Source organism: Mycoplana sp. BE70, assembly GCF_031455855.1.
Classification (GTDB): Bacteria; Pseudomonadota; Alphaproteobacteria; order Rhizobiales; family Rhizobiaceae; genus Mycoplana.
Window position 1 is genome coordinate 219,084 of sequence record NZ_JAVDTM010000007.1, and the last position, 19,620, is coordinate 238,703.

Below are 19,620 nucleotides of genomic sequence, written 5' to 3' on the forward strand. Positions count from 1 at the left end.
GCTGCGCGCCGGCAGGCGCGGCAGCTGACCTGTCGTTAGAATTCCTGGGAGTCCTAGATGTCCGAAACCATTTCCTATGCCGATTTTGAACGGGTCGATATCCGCGTCGGCACGATCGTCGAGGCGGCCGAATTTCCGGAAGCGCGCAAGCCAGCCTACAAGCTCCTGATCGACTTTGGGCCGGAGATCGGCGTGAAGAAATCGTCCGCGCAGATCACTGTCCACTATGCGCCCGAGCAACTGGTCGGCCGCCAGGTGCTGGCCGTCGTCAACTTCCCGCCGCGGCAGATCGGCCCGGTGCGCTCCGAGGTGCTGACGCTCGGCTTTGCCGACAAGGCCGGCGCCGTCGTGCTGGCTGCGACAGAACGCCCGGTTCCGAACGGGGCAAGGCTGCATTGAATTTCGTTGTGTGATCGCTGCGTCCGGTCCACGACAACGGCATCACCACGACGCGGCCGGCGATCACTTTCCAAACGCGTGCCGCGATCTGATCAGCCCATAGTCGCAGTTCAGACGGGAATCCGCACCGTCGCCCTCAAGCCGCCAAAGGGACTGTCCGACAGGGTCACGTTGCCGCCGTGGCTACGGGCGATGTCGCGGGCGATGGCGAGGCCGAGGCCGGTGCCGGAGGAATCGAGATTGCGCGCTTCATCGAGGCGGAAGAAGGGCTTAAACACGTCATCGCGCGAACGTTCCGGGATGCCCGGCCCATCGTCGTCCACCACGATCGTCAGCCATTTGGCATTGTGGCGGGCATGGAGATGCACCTTGTTGGCATAGCGCAGCGCGTTCGAAACGATGTTGCCCAGCAGACGCGAGAACGCGTGCGGCCGCACCATGACCTCGTCCGCGCCGTCGATTTCACTCGTCAGCTGCTTGTCATGAAGCTCCGCCTCCAACCCGAACTTGTCGAACAGATCGCTGAGGTTCAACTGTCCCACATCCTCCTCGGCCTCGCCACGGGCGAAGGAGAGATAGCCTTCAAGCATGCACTGCATGTCCTCGACGTCCTTGTTCAGGCCGTCCAGATCGGAATTCTTGCCGGCCAGCGCGAGTTGTAGCTTGAAACGGGTGAGGATGGTGCGCAGGTCATGGCTGACTCCCGTCAGCATTGCGGTGCGTTGCTCCATCTGGCGCTCGATGCGTTCGCGCATCAGCATGAAGGCAAGGCCGGCGCGCCGGACCTCGTCGGCCCCGCGCGGGGCAAAATCCTCGGGCATCTTCTGTCCTTTGCCGAAGCTCTCGGCAGCCGATGCCAGCGTCAGGATCGGACGGATCTGCCCGCGCAGGAAGAGGATCGAGATCGTGAGCAGCACCAGCGAGGTGCCCACCATCCAGACCAGGAAGATATGGGTGTTCGACGCATAGGTGTGACTGCGCCGGGCATAGACGCGTAGCGTCCGGTCATTGTCCACCAGGATGCGGATCTCGACGAGATTGCTGTCGCCGAGCGTGTCGATCCAGAACGGCCGCTTGATCTGCTTTGTGATCTGCTCGCTGAGAATCTGGTCGAGGATATTGAAGAACGGCTTGGGCCGCGGCGGGGGCAGATCGTCACCCTTCTCGATGGCGATGTTGAGGTCCATCCGCTCGCGAGCGATCCGGACGATTTCTGCATCATCGCTGTCGTTCGGGAACGTGTCGATCAGGTCAATGATGGCGGCGATATCGCGGGTGACCGCCATCGACAGGCGTTGCGTGACGAGCTGCCAGTGCCGCTCCATGAAGACGAAAGCGACAACCGACTGCAGCAGCACCATCGGAATGATGATGATCAGCAGCGAGCGAGTGTACAGTCCCGTCGGCAATTGCCGGCGCAGCCATTTGGCGAACCGCCGCCAGCCAGCCAATGGCGCTCGTTCGAGATCACGCTTGAGGGTTTCGAGTGTCGTCATTTCTGCATCGCGCTTGCTCAGCTTTCGTCATGTCCAAAAACACCGCGCGTCTCTGGACACCATATCTTAGTCGGTGCTTAGCCGGTATCCGATGCCGCGCACCGTCTGCAGCCAGATGGGATTGGTCGGGTCATCCTCGATCTTGCGCCGCAGGCGGTTGATCTGGACATCGATCGTCCGCTCGCCCACGTCCGTCTCCTCGCCGATCAGTTCGTGGCGTGGGATCGTCTCGCCCGCGCGCAGCGAAAAGAGCAGCATGATTTCCTGTTCGCGATCGGTCAGCCGGATCGGATCGCCACCGCGCTTGAGTTCCTTGCGAACGATAGAGAAGGTGTATGGCCCGAACATGACTTGCTCGATCTTCGGCGTCGTCGGTTGAGCGTTGCGCTTGAGGATGTTGTTGATGCGCAGCACCAGTTCGCGCGGTTCGAACGGTTTTGCGAGGTAATCGTCGGCGCCGGCCTCCAGCCCTTCGATGCGGGCGGTGGTCTCGGTCAGCGCCGTCAGCATGATGATCGGCACGGTGCGGATCGAGCGCAGGCTTTGGGTCAGTTGCAGTCCGCTTTCGCCGGGCATCATCAGGTCCATGATGATCAGGTCGAAATCGAGCCCCTGCAGCTTGCGGCGCGCCTCGTCGGCGTCGCTGGCCACCGTCACGCGGAAGCCTTCGCCGGTCAGGTAACGGCTCAAGAGTTCGCGGATGCGTTTGTCGTCATCCACGATCAGAAGATGTGCGGCGTCGTCAGAGAGTCTTTCAACTGTCGTCATCGCGATCCAGTCCTGCTTGTTCCGTTTCAATCTCTGTGCGCGTTCTGCATTCCGGCAAGAAAACGCATCACGGCATTGCGGTCGTCAGCGGTCATCCCCTCGAAGGCGCGTGCAATCCGTTCCTGCTGTGGCTCGGCGAGCGCCAGCGCCAGCTCGCGGCCGCTGCGGGTCGGGTAGAGCCGGCGCTGACGGCGATCCTCGGGGCCTGCCACCTGGCAAATATAGCCCGAGTCGATCAGCTGTTTCAAAACCCGAGCCAGACTTTGCTTGGTAATCTTCAGTGTATCCAGTAGATCGGCCACCGTCATGCCCGGCTCGCGGTTGACGAAGTGCACGACCCGGTGGTGCGCCCGGCCGAAGCCGCTCTTCTCTAGGATCGCATCGGGGTCGGAGATGAAGTCGCGATAGGCAAAGAAGAAGCCCTCGATGACCGCGAAGTCGATCCCACCCTCGTCGGTCAACGGCTGGTCATGGAACTCGATCGTGTTCTTCCGTTCGGGCGTTTGTCGTCCCACGCGGTCATTTCCTTTCCTGGCGCAGGCGCTTCGCGCAACATCGGTAAAAATAAGTCAGTGTTGTTGACATATTTTTACGCCCTTGTTACCCGTGTGTCCACACCTTGTCGCCGCGAGTGGAGGCTGTGCGGCGGTATACGTAGCCTGTTCCTTCGCAACCGGCGCAAGGCAGTCTCACGCCTGTTTCTGGTTAGACCGTATCGGGCGCAACAAGCAACATCAAGAACGGCGCTTCGCGCAGGAGGAAAACACCATGGCGGTTCCCTTTGACCAAATGGAAGGCCAGATCTGGTTCAACGGCGAGTTTGTGGATTGGAAGGACGCCAAGATCCACGTGCTGACCCATGGCCTTCACTATGCAAGCGCAGTGTTCGAGGGTGAGCGCGCCTATGGCGGGCAGATTTTCAAGCTGACCGAGCACAACCGCCGTCTGCATCGCTCCGCCGAGGTCCTTGGCTTCAAGATCCCCTACAGCGTCGAGGAACTTGATGCCGCCAGCATCGAGCTTCTGAAACGCCAGGGCTTCTCCGAAGCCTACGTCCGACCGATCGCCTGGCGAGGGTCGGAAATGATGGGCGTTTCAGCGCAGAACAACCGCATCAATGTCGCCATCGCCATCTGGCAGTGGGGCAGCTACTTCAACCCGGCGGAAAAGCTGAAGGGCATCCGACTCGACATCGCCGAATATCGCCGGCCGGACCCGAAGACTGCACCATGCGAATCGAAGGCCGCCGGCCTCTACATGATCTGCACGATTTCCAAGCACGCCGCAGAGGCGAAGGGCTATGCCGACGCAATGATGCTCGACTATCGCGGCCAAGTGGCCGAGGCGACCGGGGCGAACATCTTCTTCGTCAAGGATGGCGTCATCCATACGCCCACACCCGACTGCTTCCTCAACGGCATCACCCGCCAGACCGTGATCGAGCTCGCCAAGCGGCGCGGCTACCAGGTCGTCGAGCGGGCGATCATGCCGGAAGAACTCTCGAGCTTCATCGAATGCTTCCTGACCGGTTCGGCGGCGGAGGTCACGCCGGTTTCCGAGGTCGGCCCGTACCGCTTCACGCCGTCGACCGTCTGCGAGACGCTGATGAACGACTACATGAAAGAGGTTTATCCGGTCGCCGCAGCTGCGGAGTGATCGACCCCTGAACAAATGAGAAGGCGGCGAGATCGTTTGCCGCCTTCTCTGCCTTTTCCGGGTGTTAAGCCGATTTGCGACCCAGCACCATGCCGGCGATCGCCTGCAGCACGCCGCCGCCGATCAGGCCGCCGAGACCATTCGCAACGAGATTGGAGAGGCCTGCCTCGCCGCCGAACGCTTGCAGAAGAAGGCCACCGCCGACGCCGCCGATCGCGCCGACGATCGTGCGGACAATCATGCTGGTGGCCTGCTGCTTGAGCATGGCGCCGACCGCGTTGCCGCCGATCGCGCCGCTGATGAGTTGAGTGATGAGTGGCGTCAATGCTTCCATGTACACTCCCCCGTATGGTCGTGCCGGAAGCGCGCCTTGAGCCTTCCGGCGATGACACGTGAAGCTGGCGTGGCCGGCAGAAGCGCGGGCGACTCACCAGCGCCGAATCCCTCGGCGCGCCCAAGGTGGTTGTAAATGTGGCAACTGTCAATTTGACCGGGAAGTTGCCCACCGGATCTGGTGGTTCAACGCAAAAGCGGCCCGGATTCGGGCCGCTTCGCAGGGTCCTTGCCGCTGGAAGGCAGCCAGGGATGCATCCTATTCCGCCGCGTCGTTGAAGACGCCGCGGCGGATCTGGTCTTCCTCGATCGATTCGAACAGGGCCTTGAAGTTGCCCTCGCCGAAGCCCTCGTCGCCCTTGCGCTGGATAAACTCGAAGAAGATCGGCCCGATCACGGTCTTGGAGAAGATCTGCAGCAGGATCTTCGTCGTGCCGCCGTCCACCACGCCTTCGCCGTCGATCAGGATGCCGTGCTGTTTCAGCCGCTCGATCGGCTCCTCGTGGCCATGCACCCGCTCGTGCGATTTCGCGTAATAGGTCTCCGGCGGCCCGGGCATGAACTTCAGGCCGTTCTCCGCCAGCCGGTCGGTGGCGTCGAAGATCGCCTCCGTGCCGACGGCGATGTGCTGGATGCCTTCGCCATTGTACTTGCGCAGGTATTCCTCGATCTGGCTTTTGTCGTCGGTCGATTCGTTCAGCGGAATGCGGATCTTGCCGCAGGGCGAGGTGATGGCACGGGACACGAGGCCGCTCATCTTGCCGGCGATGTCGAAGAAATGGATCTGCCGGAAATTGAAGAGCTCCCGGTAGAATGCCCACCACTTGTCCATGTTGCCGCGGAAGACGTTGTGGGTCAGGTGGTCGAGATAGTAGAAGCCGACGCCGGCCGGTTTCGGGTCGGGGTCGCCGAGCCACTCGAATTCGGCGTCATAGGCCGAGCCCTTCGCGCCGTATCGGTCGATGAAGTAGAGCAGAGACCCGCCGATGCCGACGATCGCCGGCGCGTCGATACACTTGTCGCTGCCCTTGTATTCTTCGGCGCCCATGCCGACGGCGTGCTTCAGCGCGTGCTGCGCATCGACCACCCGCCAGGCCATTGACGGGGCGCAAGGGCCATGCTTGTCGACGAAGCGGTCGGCAAACGAGCCCTTTTCCGCGTTCAGGATGTAATTGATGTCGCCCTGACGCCAGAGGGAAATGTCCTTCGTGCGGTGCCTGGCGACGTTCGTGTAGCCCATGCGGGCAAACAGTTCCTGAAGCTTCTCCGGCTCGGGATGGGCGAATTCCACGAACTCGAACCCATCGGTTCCGGCCGGGTTTTCGGCGTTGATCTCGGCCGGTGGGGCATCATGCGGGAAAGGTCCCATGGCGTTCTCCTCCTCGTGCGTCTTGACAGAAGGCAAGTATGCGCCGGAGCCGCTGCATGATGTTTGCAAAGTGCATGGCCATGGGCGTCTTGATGACGTATATTTGCATCAATTGCTGTTATGAGGGTGAATTCGTGCATCTTGACGCGTTCGACCGTAAATTGCTGGCGCTTCTGCAACAGGATGCGCGCCTGACGAACAACGAGCTTTCCGAGCGCATCAACCTGTCGCCGTCGCAATGCTCGAGGCGCCGTGCGCGGCTGGAGGAGGAGGGGATCATCCGTGCCTACCGCGCCGAACTCGATCGCGAGAAGCTCGACCTCGGCATCGTCATCATCGTCACCGTGACGCTTGCCACGCACAATCGCGACAATGCCCAGCGCTTTGCCCGGCTGATCACGAACTTGCCGGAGGTGCTGGAGGCGTTCTCGCTGACCGGGGAAATGGACTACATCATCAAGGTGGTGGTGCCGAACCTGAAGGCGCTCTCCGCCTTCGTCAACGACGTTCTTCTGCCGCACGAGTCCGTCGCCCACGTGAAGACGGCGATCGTTCTGGATACCTTGAAGGAGACGACGACCCTCCCGGTCTAGATCCTGGGTCCGGTGAATTGTCCGCCGGTCTCGCCCGAGTTCCCCGCGGAACAGAATGGCGCGTGGTGACATTATAGGTTGCAGGCCTGCAATCGATAACACCAACGAGCCGAAAGGACGTTACGATGGACGATCGGAAGCCTGCCGAAGCACACGTGGCCGCCCACCTGCGCGCAGTGGTCTACGCCTATGTCGCAGCCAACATCGCCGTTGCTACCCTCCTGCTGTCGACCGTCACCCCGACACCCTCCGCGCATGCCGGCTGGTCAGCCGGCCATCACGAGGTCGCGCAGCGCTAGAGCCTTTTCGGTTGGGATTGAAGTATTCTGCCGGACCTGCAAGGAACCATGGCATCGGGCTCATCGAGCCTCTATATGCGGGGCGAGATCATTTCCCAGCGAGGACACCATGGGCATGCTTCAGGCGGGCATCATTCCCGTAACCCCCTTCCAGCAGAACTGCACCATCCTTTTCGACATGGATACCAAGGAGGGCGTGATCGTCGATCCGGGCGGTGACGTCGAGACGATCCTCGATGTCGTCAAGCAGAACGGCATCACGCTGAAGGCGATCTGGCTCACCCATGGCCACATCGATCACGCCGGCGGGGCGAAGGAGTTGAAGGAAGCGCTCGGACTCGAGATCATCGGCCCACATAAGGACGATCTGCCGCTGTTGCAGCGCATTGAGACCCAGGCGGAGAAATTCGGCATCGCCACGAAGGTGCAGAACGTCGTGCCCGACCGCTGGCTCGAGGACGGCGACCGCGTCGCCTTCGGCGAGCACGAGTTCGAGGTCTACCACACGCCGGGTCATGCGCCGGGCCACGTGATCTATTTCAACCGCGCCCAAAGGTTCGCCCATCTCGGCGATGTGCTGTTTCGCGGATCGGTCGGCCGCACCGACCTTCCCGGCGGCAACGAGCGGGTGCTGCTCGATTCGATCCGCGACAAGGTTCTGCCCTTGGGCGACGACGTCGGCTTCATCTGCGGTCACGGCCCGGGCGGCAAGATCGGCGAGGAGCGCCTCACGAACCCGTTCCTGCGCGGGATTTGATCGGCAGGCAGCCAATTCTATCTGGAAAAATGCAAAAGGCGGATGGGTGCCCATCCGCCTTTGATGCCGATGCAGTCAGCTTTCGCCTCAGCCAGCGACGCAGAAGTGCTCCAGACCGTCGTAGCCGCGGAAGGTGCCGGTGTTCGGGTTGAAGGAGCGATAGGTGTCGCCGCAGTAGCGATACCAGCCCGCGCTCCAGGGCTCGTAGGCGCCCACATAGGCCGGACGAGCGCGATAGACGCGGCGCACCGGACGGTATTCCGGCTCGACATAAACCCGACGAGGCGCGTAGTAGCCGTCGTCGTAGTAGGCGGGCCCGGAATTGGCGATCGCGCCGCCGACGATGACGCCGGTAACGAGGCCGGCAGCGCCCGCCGCCCATGCTGCGTCGTTGTTGTTGTGGTGATGATGGCGGTCGCGCGCCTCGGCCAGTCCGGAGGTGGTCAGCGTGGCTCCGGTGACTGCTGCGGCAAGCACTGCCGTCTTGAAGAATTTGTTCATCGTGTGGTCCCGATTTGGTCGGCAAGGCCGAACCGTTCAATGATCAGGAGTCTATTAGGGACCGGATGAATGCCTGCTGAACAAAAAGAGCCCGGCAAGAATGCCGGGCCTGAACGTCATTGAAAATGAAGATCGCCTCAGCCGGCGATCTGCAGGTTGACCGCCTTCGGGCCTTTGCCGCGGCGATCGGGTTCCGTCTCGTAGCTCACCTTCTGGTTTTCGGAGAGGCCGTTCAGGCCGGAAGCCTGCACGGCGGAAATGTGTACGAAGATATCGGCGCCACCATTGTCAGGCTTGATGAAACCAAAGCCCTTTTCGGTGTTGAAGAATTTTACAGTGCCAGTTTCGGCCATGCGTCAGGTCCTTTTCTCTCTGCCCATAAGTTTGGCGGCGGGCAGCATTTCCAGTTTGCCCCAAGGGGCGTGAGGCAGGCAGTTTCGATGTGAGGAAAGGGTCCTGTTTTAACCGCAGCCAGCCACCTGCTGTTCCGGAGGAACACATCAGCACGGCCGCCCGGAATTTTTGTCGCGTCTCCGGCGCGCTATTATTCAAGGTCTTCCCATGTTCGCAAATTGCCCGAACAGCGAAAGAGTGCTGTGTTTATTCGGAATTGGCAAGCAAAAGTTTCAATCTTCTGATATGCGGTCTCAATTCGACCATTTTTCAGGCTGTTGCACAAAAAGGCCGCAGCCATTCCGGTATAGTCTGCGGCGTTTCTTGCGAACTATATTGATTAGGTTACGCCACCGGCTGCGCCGAACAGCATAGCGCCAGCGTATTTCGTTCGCGTGTTCAGTAAATTATGGCTGGACTATGCCGCGGCGGCGGCGCGTGCCTTGTCCTTCAGAAGCTCGGGAACGAGTTCCGTCGCGAGCATCGCCACGAAGATGATGGCGCATCCCGCATAGCCGGCCGGGCTAATGCTCTCGCCCAGCAGGAGCACGCCGAAGAGAGCGGCAAACAGCGCTTCGCTTGACAGGAAGATAGCGGCCTGCGGCGCGGTCGTGTAACGCTGCGCGACGTTTTGGCAGATGAAGGCAAGCCCGCTCGAGAAGAAGCCGGCATAGAGGATTTCCGGCAGGGCACCCTTTACCGCCGCGAGGCTGACCGGCTCCAGTACGGCCGCCACGGTGCAGCCGAGCAGCGCGCAGACCGCAAACTGCACCACTGACAGGGCCATGGGCCGGCCCGACCGGCCGGCGAATGCACCGACGCTGATCATCTGGACGGACCACAGCAGCGCGCACAGGATCGTCAGCAAATCGCCCGTCGTCAGGGCCGAAAAGGCGCCGCCGCTCAGCAGGAAGATGCCTGCGGTCGACATGGCAGCGGCCGGCCAGATGATCCAATGCGGCCGCTTGCGCAGAACGAACACGGTCAGGATCGGGGTGAACACCACGTAGAGCCCGGTGAGAAAGCCGGAATTGGTGACCGAGGTGGTGAGAAGCCCCACCTGCTGCGATATGGCGGCCAGGAAAAGCGCAAACCCGGTAAACAGGAAGCCTATGCGGTCCCCCGACCGCACCGGTGTTGCAGCGCGCTTCTTCTCAACCAGGGCGAAGGGCACGGCGACAAGCGTTGCAATCGCGAACCGCAAACCGATGAACCATATCGGCCCGAGCGTTTCCATCGCCGTCGACTGCGCGATGAACCCCGCACCCCAGATGGCACCGGCAATCAAAAGGAGGAGGTTCGCCTGGACGCGCGACATGATGATCCTGAGTTTCGGACGGAGTGGTGAGGGAGGGGACTTGTTGCTGAACGATACTTGGTGTGTACGAGAAACGGAGTGGCCGTTCCGTTAGCAGACGGCCAAAGCGCGAGCAAGTCCCGGGCATGCCGGTGCGGGGGCGCCGGTGCGCCGGGGTGATCGGCTGTCCGGCCGGGGCAGCCCCGTTACGCTGGAGGGAGGCGCGTTAGGCTACTGAGAGGAGGGAGAGCGATAGATGCGAAGCAGTTGTCCGTTGTCCTCGTCCGTCAGTATCAACACTGCCCCGTCGGGTGCGACCTTGACGTCGCGCAGCCTGCCAAAGCTGCCGTCGAACATCCGCTCCTCTCCGACAATGGCGCCCGTCTCGTCGCGCTCCAAGCGTACGAGCATCTGGTATTTCAGAGCGGCGACAAGGAGGTTGCCGTCCCATTCCGGGAACATCGCACCCCGATAGACGGCGATCGCCCCCGGCGCGATGGAGGGATCCCAGTAGTAGGCGGGCTGCTCGTAGCCGTCCTTGGCCGTTCCTTCGCCGATCTCCGCCCCGGAATAATCCTTGCCGTAGGTGATGACCGGCCAGCCATAGTTCTTGCCCGGCAACGGATAATTGACTTCGTCGCCGCCGCGCGCGCCGTGTTCGACGGTGACAAGCCGGCCGTCCTTCGGGTCGATGTCGATGCCTTGAGGGTTGCGGTGCCCTTTCGACCAGATCTCCGGCAGTCCGCCGCTGTGGCCGGCAAAGGGGTTATTGGCCGGAATGCTGCCATCGGCATTGATGTGCAGGATCGATCCGGCGTGGTCGCGCGGGTTCTGGGCGCGATCCCGCTCGCCGCGGTCGCCGATGCCGAAGAACAGGCTGCCGTCGCCTGCGATTGCGATGCGGGATCCGAAATGCATCCCCGTGCGGCTGAACCGGTTCATGGCGAAGATGCGCGTGACGTCTTCAAGGCTCTTCTCGTCGTGCGACAACCGCGCGCGTGCGACGGCCGTTCCTCCGCCGCCAGGGCCGGAAGCACTGTAGGTCAGCAACAGGGTGCGGTTGGTGGCGAAGTCGGGCGAAAGTGCCAGGTCGAGCAACCCGCCCTGGCCACGTGCGAAGACGGGCGGGATCCCCCGGATCGGCGCGGACACCTTCCCGTCGCGGATGATGCGCAAGGCGCCGGGCCGCTCGGTAACGATGTAGGCGCCATCCGGAAGTACCTCGACGGACCACGGATGGTCGAGACCGGTGGCCAGCGTCTCGACCAGCAAGCTCGCCTTCTTGCTGGTGAATTCCTGTGGCTCGGCAGCGGCGGGTGCGAGCGCCAGGGCATGCAGGGTGAGCGTGGTAGCCGCGAGCCGCCCTGCACATTTTAAAGCTTCGCCCAGCCACTTGCCGGTCAACAGGTCCAGCATGACATCTCCCTTTTCATAATAACTGAAGCGGGAGGCTTGCGTTTTCAAGATGCCTGCGTCGTGCGGCCAAGCTTTCGCGGGCCGGCTTTAGGCTTCACTGCGCCAAGGTGCTGGCGGTCTGTGCCGGGTACCTCGGTTCATCAACTGGCCGACACCCGCCACGACGATAAATCCCGCGAGCACGAGGGCAACCGTCAGCCGGTGGTCGATTGTCGACGCCGCGTGCGCATTCGGGGGCGTGCTTGCTGTTGTTGTCGGGTCGATGTGGGTGGCCGTGTCCTTGAGCGCCGTATTGGGCTTTGCAGGCTGATCAGAACCATCCAGACTGACGGCGAGCAGCACGTGCGTGTCGCCGATCTCGCCCTGGATGACCAGGCCGTCGTCGTCAATGAGGTTGGCCTGGGCAACGTTCATCAGGCCGAACAGCATCAGCACGCAGGCCGCAAGCGCCGTCACGGTGATGTAGAAGACCGCGCGGCCTTCCCTTCTCCTGTAATTCCTTGCCGGCTTTTCGTCGTCGATGAACATTTTTCTGTCCCCTGGCTCTCGTGTCCGACGAGCTTGGCGCCCGGTTGCGAGGGGCAGAAGGCACCCGCAAATCGGCCTCAGGGGGACTGAAATGCGGCACTTCCCGACAGTTGTTGTGGTGAAAACATGGCGGTTGCAAAATGCCGGATCATACGCCGGTTTGAACGTTTTAGGCCGCCACAGGCGCGTAGCGGCAGCGGGCGGGAGGTTGCTTGCGACGTAGCGCCCTTCCTCAGGCGATACGGCGTCCAAACCTCGGTGCGGTCCGCGGCGCTCGGTTCGCCGGCGTTGCGAGACGAGAAACAGGGGGCGAGACGCGGACGGTGCCGCCGGCTATCGCGGGAAAGTCGGCATTGAGCGAGGTCGGCACGATCTGTGGCCGCCCCAGCAGGTAGCCCTGCATCAGCGGCATTCCCATTTCCCGGCACAGTTCGACTTGTGCGGCCGCCTCGACGCTCGGTACGATCGCGTGGACTCCCTCGCGTTCGAGTTGTGCGACGATCACCCGCATCAGCGCGACCCCGGCCGAGTTGCCGGCAAACCGTTGCATCCAGACTGGATCGAACTTCAGGAAGTCCGGCCGCAGTCGCGAAAGTCGGTCGAGGTCGTGGTCCGTTGCCGAATAGTCATCGATCGCCACGAGGAAACCCGCCTCGTGCAACTGCCCGGCAAAGCGCGCCAACGCCGCCAGGTCATCACCGGAGCGCTCGCGAATCTCGCAGGCGATCCGCGCCGGCGCCATCCCCGCCTCATGCGCCGCAAGCCGCATCCGGTCGATTTCCTGGCGGATCGCATGAGGAGAAGTGAACAGGCCAGGCTGCGAATTGATCAGCAGCGTTACGTCGTTACGCCCCAGTAGGCCGGCATTGAGGATGTGGAGGCTGCGGCAGAGGCTGTCCACCAGCGGCTGGTCTTCCTCATCGATCAGGGAGAAAAGTTCCGCCGGTGGAATGTGCACGCCGTCGCGGCTCGCACGAACCAAGCCTTCAATTGCCTCGAGCTCGAAGACGCCCTCGCTTGTCTCGCGCAGGATCGGCTGGAGTGCCGACTGGAGGAGATACGGCCCATGCTGCGCGGAAACGTTTCCGTCGGTGGCCCTGGTGAGATTGGAGAATATGCTGCGTTCTATCATCTGCGGTCATCCGGTGCGTCCCGGCCTGCCGGAGCGCTTCCACACGATAATGCTACACCTGTTAATCTGTCTTAAAGATTTCCGATCGAATGCGTGCTGTTACCGGATTTGCAGTCATTCGATGCATTTTGGCGGGAATGCCGGCGCGCAACCCATTCCTGCCGTTGATGACGTCGATGAAACTTGTTCATCTGGCGCCTCAGACCGCGGTGGACCGCGCGTTTTTTCAGCGCGAGCCTTGCAAGGCCCGGCTAGTTTGGCCATAGACCTTACCGTCATGGGCCCTTGAGAGGCGCTCCATGGCCTCACGCTGTCTTTGAACCCGAAAACGGACAACTGACCATGGCCTTTCTTGCCGATGCCCTTTCCCGTGTGAAGCCCTCCGCCACCATCGCCGTCTCGCAGAAAGCGCGCGAACTGAAAGCCAAGGGCCGCGATGTGATCGGCCTTGGAGCCGGCGAGCCGGATTTCGATACGCCCGACAACATCAAGCAGGCGGCAATCGACGCGATCAACCGCGGCGAGACGAAGTACACGCCGGTCTCCGGCATTCCGGAACTGCGCGAGGCGATCGCCAGGAAGTTCAAGCGCGAGAACAATCTCGACTACACGCCAGCGCAGACGATCGTCGGCACCGGCGGAAAGCAGATTCTATTCAACGCCTTCATGGCGACGATGAACGCGGGCGATGAAGTCGTTATCCCAACCCCTTACTGGGTCTCCTATCCGGAGATGGTGTCGCTCTGCGGCGGCACGCCGGTGTTCGTCGCCACCACGCAGGAAAACAAATTCAAGCTGACGCCCGAAGATCTCGACCGGGCGATCACGCCGAAGACGAAATGGTTCATCTTCAACTCGCCGTCCAACCCCTCGGGTGCCGCCTATACCCATGACGAGCTGAAGGCGCTGACCGACGTGCTGCTGAAGCATCCGCATGTCTGGGTCCTGACGGACGACATGTACGAGCACCTGACCTACGGCGACTTCAAGTTCGCCACCCCGGTCGAGGTCGAGCCGAAGCTCTACGACCGCACGCTGACGATGAACGGCGTCTCCAAGGCCTATGCGATGACCGGCTGGCGCATCGGCTACGCGGCCGGCCCGCTCGCCCTCATCAAGGCGATGGACATGATTCAGGGCCAGCAGACCTCAGGCGCCTGCTCGATTGCCCAGTGGGCCGCCGTCGAGGCGCTGAACGGTCCGCAGGACTTCATCCCGGCAAACAAGAAGATCTTCGAAGGTCGCCGTGACCTCGTCGTCTCCATGCTCAACCAGGCCAAGGGCATCGACTGCCCGTCCCCTGAAGGCGCCTTTTACGTCTATCCGTCGTGCAAGGGTCTGATCGGCAAGACGGCGCCGTCGGGCAAGGTGATCGAGACCGACGAGGACTTTGTCTCCGAGCTTCTGGAAACCGAGGGCGTCGCCGTCGTCCACGGCTCGGCCTTCGGCCTCGGCCCCAACTTCCGCATCTCCTATGCCACCTCCGAGGCGCTGCTCGAGGAAGCCTGCAAGCGCATCCAGCGCTTCTGCGCCGCCTGCAAGTAAGCGACCGCCTCGGCGAAGGACTGCAAAACCCGCCAGCGATGGCGGGTTTTTTGTTGGGCGGGTTCTCAATCTGACGTCAGGTTACGACCGATGTTCGCAATCCGATTCATCCTTCTCGCACCGTGATTCCCCTACTTGACGTAAATGGCTGATTTAGCTTCCTAAAGCCCGATCACGGTCAGCATCACGAAGGTGGCGAACAGGATGAAGTGGGTCATGCCTTCGATTGCGTTCGTCATGCCGTCGTTGAGGTTGATCGCCGCGACGACCAGGGTAATGACGGTCATGACGCTCTGCACCGGCGTCATCGCCATGACGAAGGGCTGGCCGGTGTAGAGCGCGATGGCCTCCATTACCGGCACGGTCAGGATAACGGTCGAGAGCGAGGCGCCCATGGCGATGTTGACGACCGACTGCATCCGGTTGGCAAGCGCTGCGCGCATTGCGGTGAGGATTTCGGGGGCCGCCGAGATCGCCGCGACGATGACGGCCATCAGTGCGGGCGGTGCGCCGCTGCCTTCAAGGCCGGTGTTGAGAGTCGCCGCCATCACCTCGGCGAGCCCGCCGATGATGACGACGCCGGCGAGGATGATGAGGATCGAGGGCAGGGCGGGTTCGTCAGCCTCGGGATGCTTCTCCAATGGCCCGCGCTGGTCCGCGCGCGGATAGGCATAGCTGAAGAAATAGCTGTGCCGGCCAACCTGCAAACGCAGGAAGAGCGTATAGAGCGCCACCATCGCGCCGATGGTGAAGGCGGAGTAAAGTTTCCAGCTTTCGCGCGGCACGAACTCCGGTACGATCATCGAGATGCCCATGGCCGTCAGGATCATCACGCCGTAGGTGCGGCTGGAGTCGTCATTGTAGGGTTGCTCGCCGTGGAGCAAGCCGCCCATTAGCGCGGCAAGTCCGATGATGCCGTTGATGTCGAGCATCACCGCCGCGTAGATCGTGTCGCGCACCAGCGTCGGCGATATCGCGGCCTGCATCATGATCCCGAGTACCACCACCTCGACCAGGACGGCCGAAAGGGTCAGGATCATCGTCCCATAGGGATCGCCGACCTTGACCGCCAGCACTTCGGCGTGGTGGGCGACCCGCGTCGAGGCAAGGATGATCGTCGCGACGAAGGCGAAAGCGGCAATCAGGGTGACGGCGCGTCCAGCCGCCAGGATGTGGTGCTCCGTTGCGTAGGCGGCGACCGCCACGAGCAGGGCGATTAGGAGATACTTTTCCTGGTTGGTGCGGCGCAGTTTCGTCAAAGGGAGACCCTGCTCCTAATGCGAGACCTCGAGCCGTCGGCTATCGCCGGCAAGCCACTGTCATGCCAAGATAGCGCCGGCATGGCGATTGGCAACGGTCGCGATGGAGCCGGGTCGAGGGCGGCCGGGAAACGGTCGCGGCGTGGTCTGAGGGTTTCAATTGCGGAAGACGACGCAGGCGCCGCCGGCCTTGCGGATCCGGCCGCAGAGATCGTCGGCCTCTTCCCGTGTCTGCCGGCCGATGCGGGCGGTGTAACGAGGCCGGATGCCGAAGCCGGGCATGCGCTCGCGCTGGATGAGCGGCTTTTCCGCGTTCAGCGGTGAGGGCAGTCGTTCGACCGCCATCATGAAAAGACGGTAGGCAGCCGGCTTGTTGAAGTGCGAGGCGAGTTGCACGCCCCATGGCGCCCAGGTGCCATCGTCCGTTGAAATGATCTCTTTCATCTGCCGGCTCGCGGCGAGTGCGATGCAGGCCTCGAGGAAGGGCTTGTCGCTGTCGAGCGCCAGATCCAGCTTTTCTGGCGGACTGTCCTTCCACTGTTCGGCCGTATGGGCCGTGATCGCGATCACATAGGCACGCGTCTCGAAGGGGAGGCTGCCGTTGACGAGAAAGTTCGCCAGCCCGCCTTCGCCGGCATTGTAGGCGGCGGCCGCCAGGCCGAGATTGCCGAAGCGATCGCGCAGGTCTGCCAGGTACTCCGCAGATTTGCCGAGCGCATCCAGCGCATGAAAACTGTCCTTCAGGCCGCGCATCCTGGCCGTGCCCGGCATGAACTGGGCGATCCCTTCCGCTCCCTTCGGACTGACGGCGTTCGGGCGGAACAGGCTCTCGCGCCAGATGAGCCGGGCGAAGTATTCCGGTGGCAGCGCATTGGCCGATGCAAAGCCCTCGATGGCCGTGCAGATATCGCGATTGAAGGTTTCCTGGCGCACGCAGAGCCGGGAGCCATTGGCCATCCGCGTGGAATAGAGGCACGGGGGTGGTGCGCGCCATTCGGACTGGCCGGCCGCAGTCCGCGGAGCAAGCGGAGTGACCGCGAGCAATATCGCCAGCCAGACCGCATATCGCAGCGGCAAGGTTTTCCTGCACGAAGTTCTGCGTCGCCGCTCATTCGCAGACATCGCTTCGACCCTCGAGGCTCAGACGTTATACAATTTGATAACATCGACTGGGCCGGGGGCGGAAGACCGAATGGTGCAAGTCGGTCTTCGGCCTTCGTGTCAGAGTTGGGCGGACGCAGTCACCGCGTCCGCCTTGTACGCTTCAAGCGGCGTTATCCAGTGCCGGATAATCGGTGTAGCCCTTTGCGCCGCCGCCGTAGAACGTCGCCTGGTCGGGGGCGTTGAGAGGTGTATTCTCACGCAAGCGCTCGACAAGGTCCGGGTTGGCGATGAAGAGCTTGCCGAAGGCAACCAGATCGGCATCGCCGCTCTCGACGGCTTTCACCGCCAGTTCTCGGTCGTAGCCGTTGTTGACCATCCACGCGGCCTTGCCGCCCTTGTCGCGGTAGGTCGCCTTCAGAGCGGCATAGTCGAATGGCGCGGTTCCCTGCTGGTGGTCGCGCGCCCCTCCGGTCGCCCCCTCGATCACGTGGATATAGGCGAGGTCGTTCGGCAGGCCTGCAACGACATGGTTGAAGAGCGGCTGGGGATCCGGATCGAAGGAGTCGTTTGCCGGCGTTACGGGCGAGATGCGGATGGCCGTGCGACCGGCGCCGATCTCGCTGGTGATCGCGTTCACGACCTCGAACAGGAAGCGTGCACGGTTCTCGATCGAGCCGCCATAGGCATCGGTGCGATGATTGCTGCCGGACCGCAGGAACTGGTCGAGCAAGTAGCCGTTGGCGGCGTGGATCTCCACGCCGTCGAAGCCGGCGCCGATCGCAGCGCGCGCAGCCTTTCGGTAGTCCTCGACGATCTCTGCGATTTCGGAAACGTCGAGTGCACGGGGCTCGGAGGTCGGCGCAAAGCCGCCGGTGCAATCCTCGTTGCGAATGTAGGTCTTGGATTTCGCCGTGATGGCCGACGGGCCGACTGGCGGGCCGCCATTTGGCTGCAGGCTGGTGTGGGAGATACGGCCGACATGCCACATCTGCACGACGATCTTGCCGCCGGCGCGATGGACGGCGTCCGTCACGTTCTTCCAGCCGGCGAGTGCCTCAGACGTGTACAGGCCCGGCACGTCTGCGTAGCCCTGGCCCTGATGCGTGATCGCCGTGCCTTCGGTGATAAGGAGCCCGGCACTGGCCCGTTGCTCATAATAGGCGACGTTCAGCGTGTTGGGCACCGCCTCGGGCGAACGGTTCCGTGTTAGCGGTGCCATGACGATGCGGTTGGCAAGTTGGATGTCACCGACTGCAATGGGGTCGTGGAGACTGGTCATGGGTAGTCCTTTTATGCTGGGGAGGGATGGAACGCCTGGAGGGGCGTTCAGAGGGTGGCGTTGATATGCTTGAGGAACGCGCCGATGGTTTCCTCGTTTCGACTGTAGAAGATCCACTGGCCGACGCGCCGGGTGGTGACGAGGTTGGCTCGCTGCAGGACGGCGAGGTGGGCCGAAACGGTCGACTGCGACAGCCCGCAGCGTTCGAACTGGCCGGCGCAGATGCCCATGTCGAGGGGTTGCTCCTGGCTGCTGAAATGCAGCTCCGGCTCGCGGAGCCAGTTGAGAATCTGCGTGCGTGCCGGGTGGGCCAGGGCTTTTAGAATTTCGTCGGCGTCCATCGTCGTCTCGCTTCGTCGCATCGCGATACAGCGATATTTATATCGACTAATGACGATATAGAAAGTCACAACCGCGTGAACGCCTCAGAGCAACGAAAAAAAGGCATGGTGGAGCAAGGGCCTCAGGGGCACTTGTTCGACCATGCCGGAGTTACCGTGCTACCCGCCGGCACTGCGGCGGGAATTGGACATCAGTGCGTTACGCCCACTGTCGCGCCCAATCGCGTTCGAACCACGCTGGATTCCCCCTGAAATTCCGCCAGAACGTCAGAATTGTTGCAGAAGGCGACATGGTCGATTGCGATCGTTCCCTTGCGGATGCTTTGCCGGCAGGAAGACTTGTGGGAGCACACCGCGCAGACGCGCGTCATGTCGTTGAAAGCGGTACTGTCCTTGTGCCGGACTGCTTCGGTGTCGATGCCGAGAGCCATCATCACACTTCCCAGCTCAACGGCGGCGCGGGGTCCGCGTCTGACCACATCGCGCAACTGATCGGGTGTCAGCCCACAGTCGGCGGCGAAAGTATGCATTTCACCCGGTCCAAGCTGTGCAAGCTTGCGATGCATTCGCGCGCCTTCGCGATAGTCCTTCCAGCGGGTTGTCATCATTTCCATAACGTTGTGCAGCAGCGAGTGGTCCGACATTGGTGCTCCTCCTTATGAAGGCATGTTGCATCCCCCGGCTCCTCCGTTCTTTGCGTAAAAGCAAATCCGGGCCGCAAAAGCCGAACGCCGTCATGGGTCCGCAAGCGGGCAAAAAAAGAGGGCCACAAGCGAAGCTTGGGCCCTATAGGTGTGAAGGTAAAAACCTCCAGAGGGGAACAGCCGACGCGGCGGTACTGGGAGGAGAAAACCGCCAAGCGCGTCGACTGAGAGCGATATGGGGCGGGCGGACTGACATTTCAAGGGAACGAAATGCCGCATCGCGAAAAGTAGTGAGAAAAGTGGGAGAAAAGTATTCACAAGGCAAAAAAAGAGGGCCGCAAGATAAACTTGGGCCCTTTATAGTTATGAAGGTAAAAACCTCCAGAGGGGAACAGCTGCTGCGGTGGCACTGGGAGGAAAAGCCACCAAAAGTGCATCAGCTGGGTGCGATATGCTGGTTTTCTGAGCAGACATCAATCATTTAATGTGCATGCCAGCCATGCATGGGGCG

Annotated in this window: 22 protein-coding genes; 6 read left to right on the forward strand and 16 right to left on the reverse strand. The window is 62.0% G+C overall.

Annotation, left to right across the window (positions count from 1 at the left end; translation table 11 throughout):
* Positions 1 to 57 precede the first annotated feature (57 nt).
* A complete protein-coding gene (locus tag J2Y48_RS14970; RefSeq protein ID WP_310419492.1) occupies positions 58 to 399 on the forward strand; it encodes a tRNA-binding protein in 342 nt (113 codons plus the stop codon).
* A gap of 110 nt (positions 400 to 509) precedes the next feature.
* Here the strand turns inward: J2Y48_RS14970 and J2Y48_RS14975 are convergent, their stop codons facing one another.
* The 3 genes from J2Y48_RS14975 to J2Y48_RS14985 all read right to left on the reverse strand — a co-directional run bounded on the left by J2Y48_RS14975 (position 510) and on the right by J2Y48_RS14985 (position 3,124).
* Positions 510 to 1,895, reverse strand: coding sequence for an ATP-binding protein (locus tag J2Y48_RS14975; RefSeq protein ID WP_310419495.1), 1,386 nt, complete (start codon positions 1,893 to 1,895; stop codon positions 510 to 512).
* 66 nt (positions 1,896 to 1,961) lie between these two features.
* Positions 1,962 to 2,663 (reverse strand): response regulator transcription factor, encoded by a 702-nt coding sequence (locus J2Y48_RS14980; protein WP_310419498.1) that lies wholly within the window; start codon positions 2,661 to 2,663, stop codon positions 1,962 to 1,964.
* A 26-nt stretch (positions 2,664 to 2,689) separates the two neighbouring features.
* Complete coding sequence (locus J2Y48_RS14985) at positions 2,690 to 3,124, reverse strand: MarR family transcriptional regulator (protein ID WP_310419501.1); 435 nt, start codon at positions 3,122 to 3,124, stop codon at positions 2,690 to 2,692.
* A gap of 307 nt (positions 3,125 to 3,431) precedes the next feature.
* Between J2Y48_RS14985 and J2Y48_RS14990 the strand changes: the two genes are divergently transcribed.
* The gene (locus J2Y48_RS14990) at positions 3,432 to 4,319 is read left to right on the forward strand and encodes a branched-chain amino acid aminotransferase (protein ID WP_310419504.1); all 888 of its coding nucleotides are present in this window, start codon (positions 3,432 to 3,434) and stop codon (positions 4,317 to 4,319) included.
* Positions 4,320 to 4,383: 64 nt separating this feature from the next.
* Here J2Y48_RS14990 and J2Y48_RS14995 read toward each other — a convergent pair whose 3' ends face one another.
* Entirely contained in the window at positions 4,384 to 4,653 is a 270-nt protein-coding gene (locus J2Y48_RS14995; protein ID WP_310419506.1) for a hypothetical protein, read from the reverse strand.
* Between the two features lie 258 nt (positions 4,654 to 4,911).
* Entirely contained in the window at positions 4,912 to 6,021 is a 1,110-nt protein-coding gene (gene hppD / locus J2Y48_RS15000) for a 4-hydroxyphenylpyruvate dioxygenase (RefSeq protein ID WP_310419509.1), read from the reverse strand.
* A gap of 92 nt (positions 6,022 to 6,113) precedes the next feature.
* On the opposite strand from hppD, the gene J2Y48_RS15005 reads away from it, so the two are divergent.
* The 3 genes from J2Y48_RS15005 to J2Y48_RS15015 all read left to right on the forward strand — a co-directional run bounded on the left by J2Y48_RS15005 (position 6,114) and on the right by J2Y48_RS15015 (position 7,670).
* Positions 6,114 to 6,614, forward strand: a complete 501-nt coding sequence (locus J2Y48_RS15005) for an Lrp/AsnC family transcriptional regulator (RefSeq protein ID WP_310419821.1) — start codon at positions 6,114 to 6,116, stop codon at positions 6,612 to 6,614.
* 125 nt (positions 6,615 to 6,739) lie between these two features.
* The gene (locus J2Y48_RS15010; protein ID WP_310419513.1) at positions 6,740 to 6,913 is read left to right on the forward strand and encodes a hypothetical protein; all 174 of its coding nucleotides are present in this window, start codon (positions 6,740 to 6,742) and stop codon (positions 6,911 to 6,913) included.
* Between the two features lie 115 nt (positions 6,914 to 7,028).
* Entirely contained in the window at positions 7,029 to 7,670 is a 642-nt protein-coding gene (locus J2Y48_RS15015; RefSeq protein ID WP_310419823.1) for an MBL fold metallo-hydrolase, read from the forward strand.
* 87 nt (positions 7,671 to 7,757) lie between these two features.
* On the opposite strand, the gene J2Y48_RS15020 is transcribed toward J2Y48_RS15015, so the two are convergent.
* The 6 genes from J2Y48_RS15020 to J2Y48_RS15045 all read right to left on the reverse strand — a co-directional run bounded on the left by J2Y48_RS15020 (position 7,758) and on the right by J2Y48_RS15045 (position 12,937).
* Positions 7,758 to 8,171, reverse strand: coding sequence for a BA14K family protein (locus J2Y48_RS15020; protein WP_310419516.1), 414 nt, complete (start codon positions 8,169 to 8,171; stop codon positions 7,758 to 7,760).
* A gap of 137 nt (positions 8,172 to 8,308) precedes the next feature.
* The gene (locus tag J2Y48_RS15025) at positions 8,309 to 8,524 is read right to left on the reverse strand and encodes a cold-shock protein (protein WP_310419519.1); all 216 of its coding nucleotides are present in this window, start codon (positions 8,522 to 8,524) and stop codon (positions 8,309 to 8,311) included.
* Between the two features lie 458 nt (positions 8,525 to 8,982).
* Positions 8,983 to 9,882 (reverse strand): DMT family transporter, encoded by a 900-nt coding sequence (locus J2Y48_RS15030; protein ID WP_310419522.1) that lies wholly within the window; start codon positions 9,880 to 9,882, stop codon positions 8,983 to 8,985.
* Positions 9,883 to 10,092: 210 nt separating this feature from the next.
* Complete coding sequence (locus tag J2Y48_RS15035) at positions 10,093 to 11,277, reverse strand: PQQ-dependent sugar dehydrogenase (protein ID WP_310419525.1); 1,185 nt, start codon at positions 11,275 to 11,277, stop codon at positions 10,093 to 10,095.
* A gap of 87 nt (positions 11,278 to 11,364) precedes the next feature.
* On the reverse strand, positions 11,365 to 11,805 hold the full coding sequence (locus J2Y48_RS15040; RefSeq protein ID WP_310419528.1) for a hypothetical protein: 441 nt from the start codon (positions 11,803 to 11,805) through the stop codon (positions 11,365 to 11,367).
* A 232-nt stretch (positions 11,806 to 12,037) separates the two neighbouring features.
* On the reverse strand, positions 12,038 to 12,937 hold the full coding sequence (locus tag J2Y48_RS15045; RefSeq protein ID WP_310419531.1) for an EAL domain-containing protein: 900 nt from the start codon (positions 12,935 to 12,937) through the stop codon (positions 12,038 to 12,040).
* A 342-nt stretch (positions 12,938 to 13,279) separates the two neighbouring features.
* Here J2Y48_RS15045 and J2Y48_RS15050 point away from each other — a divergent pair, with 342 nt between their 5' ends.
* Positions 13,280 to 14,482: a pyridoxal phosphate-dependent aminotransferase gene (locus tag J2Y48_RS15050; protein ID WP_310419534.1), complete on the forward strand. Its 1,203-nt coding sequence runs from the start codon at positions 13,280 to 13,282 to the stop codon at positions 14,480 to 14,482.
* A gap of 161 nt (positions 14,483 to 14,643) precedes the next feature.
* Here J2Y48_RS15050 and J2Y48_RS15055 read toward each other — a convergent pair whose 3' ends face one another.
* The 5 genes from J2Y48_RS15055 to J2Y48_RS15075 form a co-directional block, all read right to left on the reverse strand.
* The gene (locus J2Y48_RS15055) at positions 14,644 to 15,732 is read right to left on the reverse strand and encodes a calcium:proton antiporter (protein ID WP_310419825.1); all 1,089 of its coding nucleotides are present in this window, start codon (positions 15,730 to 15,732) and stop codon (positions 14,644 to 14,646) included.
* A 165-nt stretch (positions 15,733 to 15,897) separates the two neighbouring features.
* The gene (locus J2Y48_RS15060) at positions 15,898 to 16,863 is read right to left on the reverse strand and encodes a lytic transglycosylase domain-containing protein (protein ID WP_405030232.1); all 966 of its coding nucleotides are present in this window, start codon (positions 16,861 to 16,863) and stop codon (positions 15,898 to 15,900) included.
* 142 nt (positions 16,864 to 17,005) lie between these two features.
* Positions 17,006 to 18,124 carry an alkene reductase gene (locus J2Y48_RS15065; protein WP_310419540.1) on the reverse strand — a complete coding sequence of 373 codons (1,119 nt, stop codon included), beginning with the start codon at positions 18,122 to 18,124 and terminating at the stop codon, positions 17,006 to 17,008.
* A 47-nt stretch (positions 18,125 to 18,171) separates the two neighbouring features.
* Positions 18,172 to 18,465, reverse strand: a complete 294-nt coding sequence (locus tag J2Y48_RS15070; RefSeq protein ID WP_310419543.1) for a metalloregulator ArsR/SmtB family transcription factor — start codon at positions 18,463 to 18,465, stop codon at positions 18,172 to 18,174.
* A 191-nt stretch (positions 18,466 to 18,656) separates the two neighbouring features.
* Positions 18,657 to 19,109 (reverse strand): DUF6455 family protein, encoded by a 453-nt coding sequence (locus tag J2Y48_RS15075; protein ID WP_310419547.1) that lies wholly within the window; start codon positions 19,107 to 19,109, stop codon positions 18,657 to 18,659.
* Positions 19,110 to 19,620: the final 511 nt, after the last annotated feature.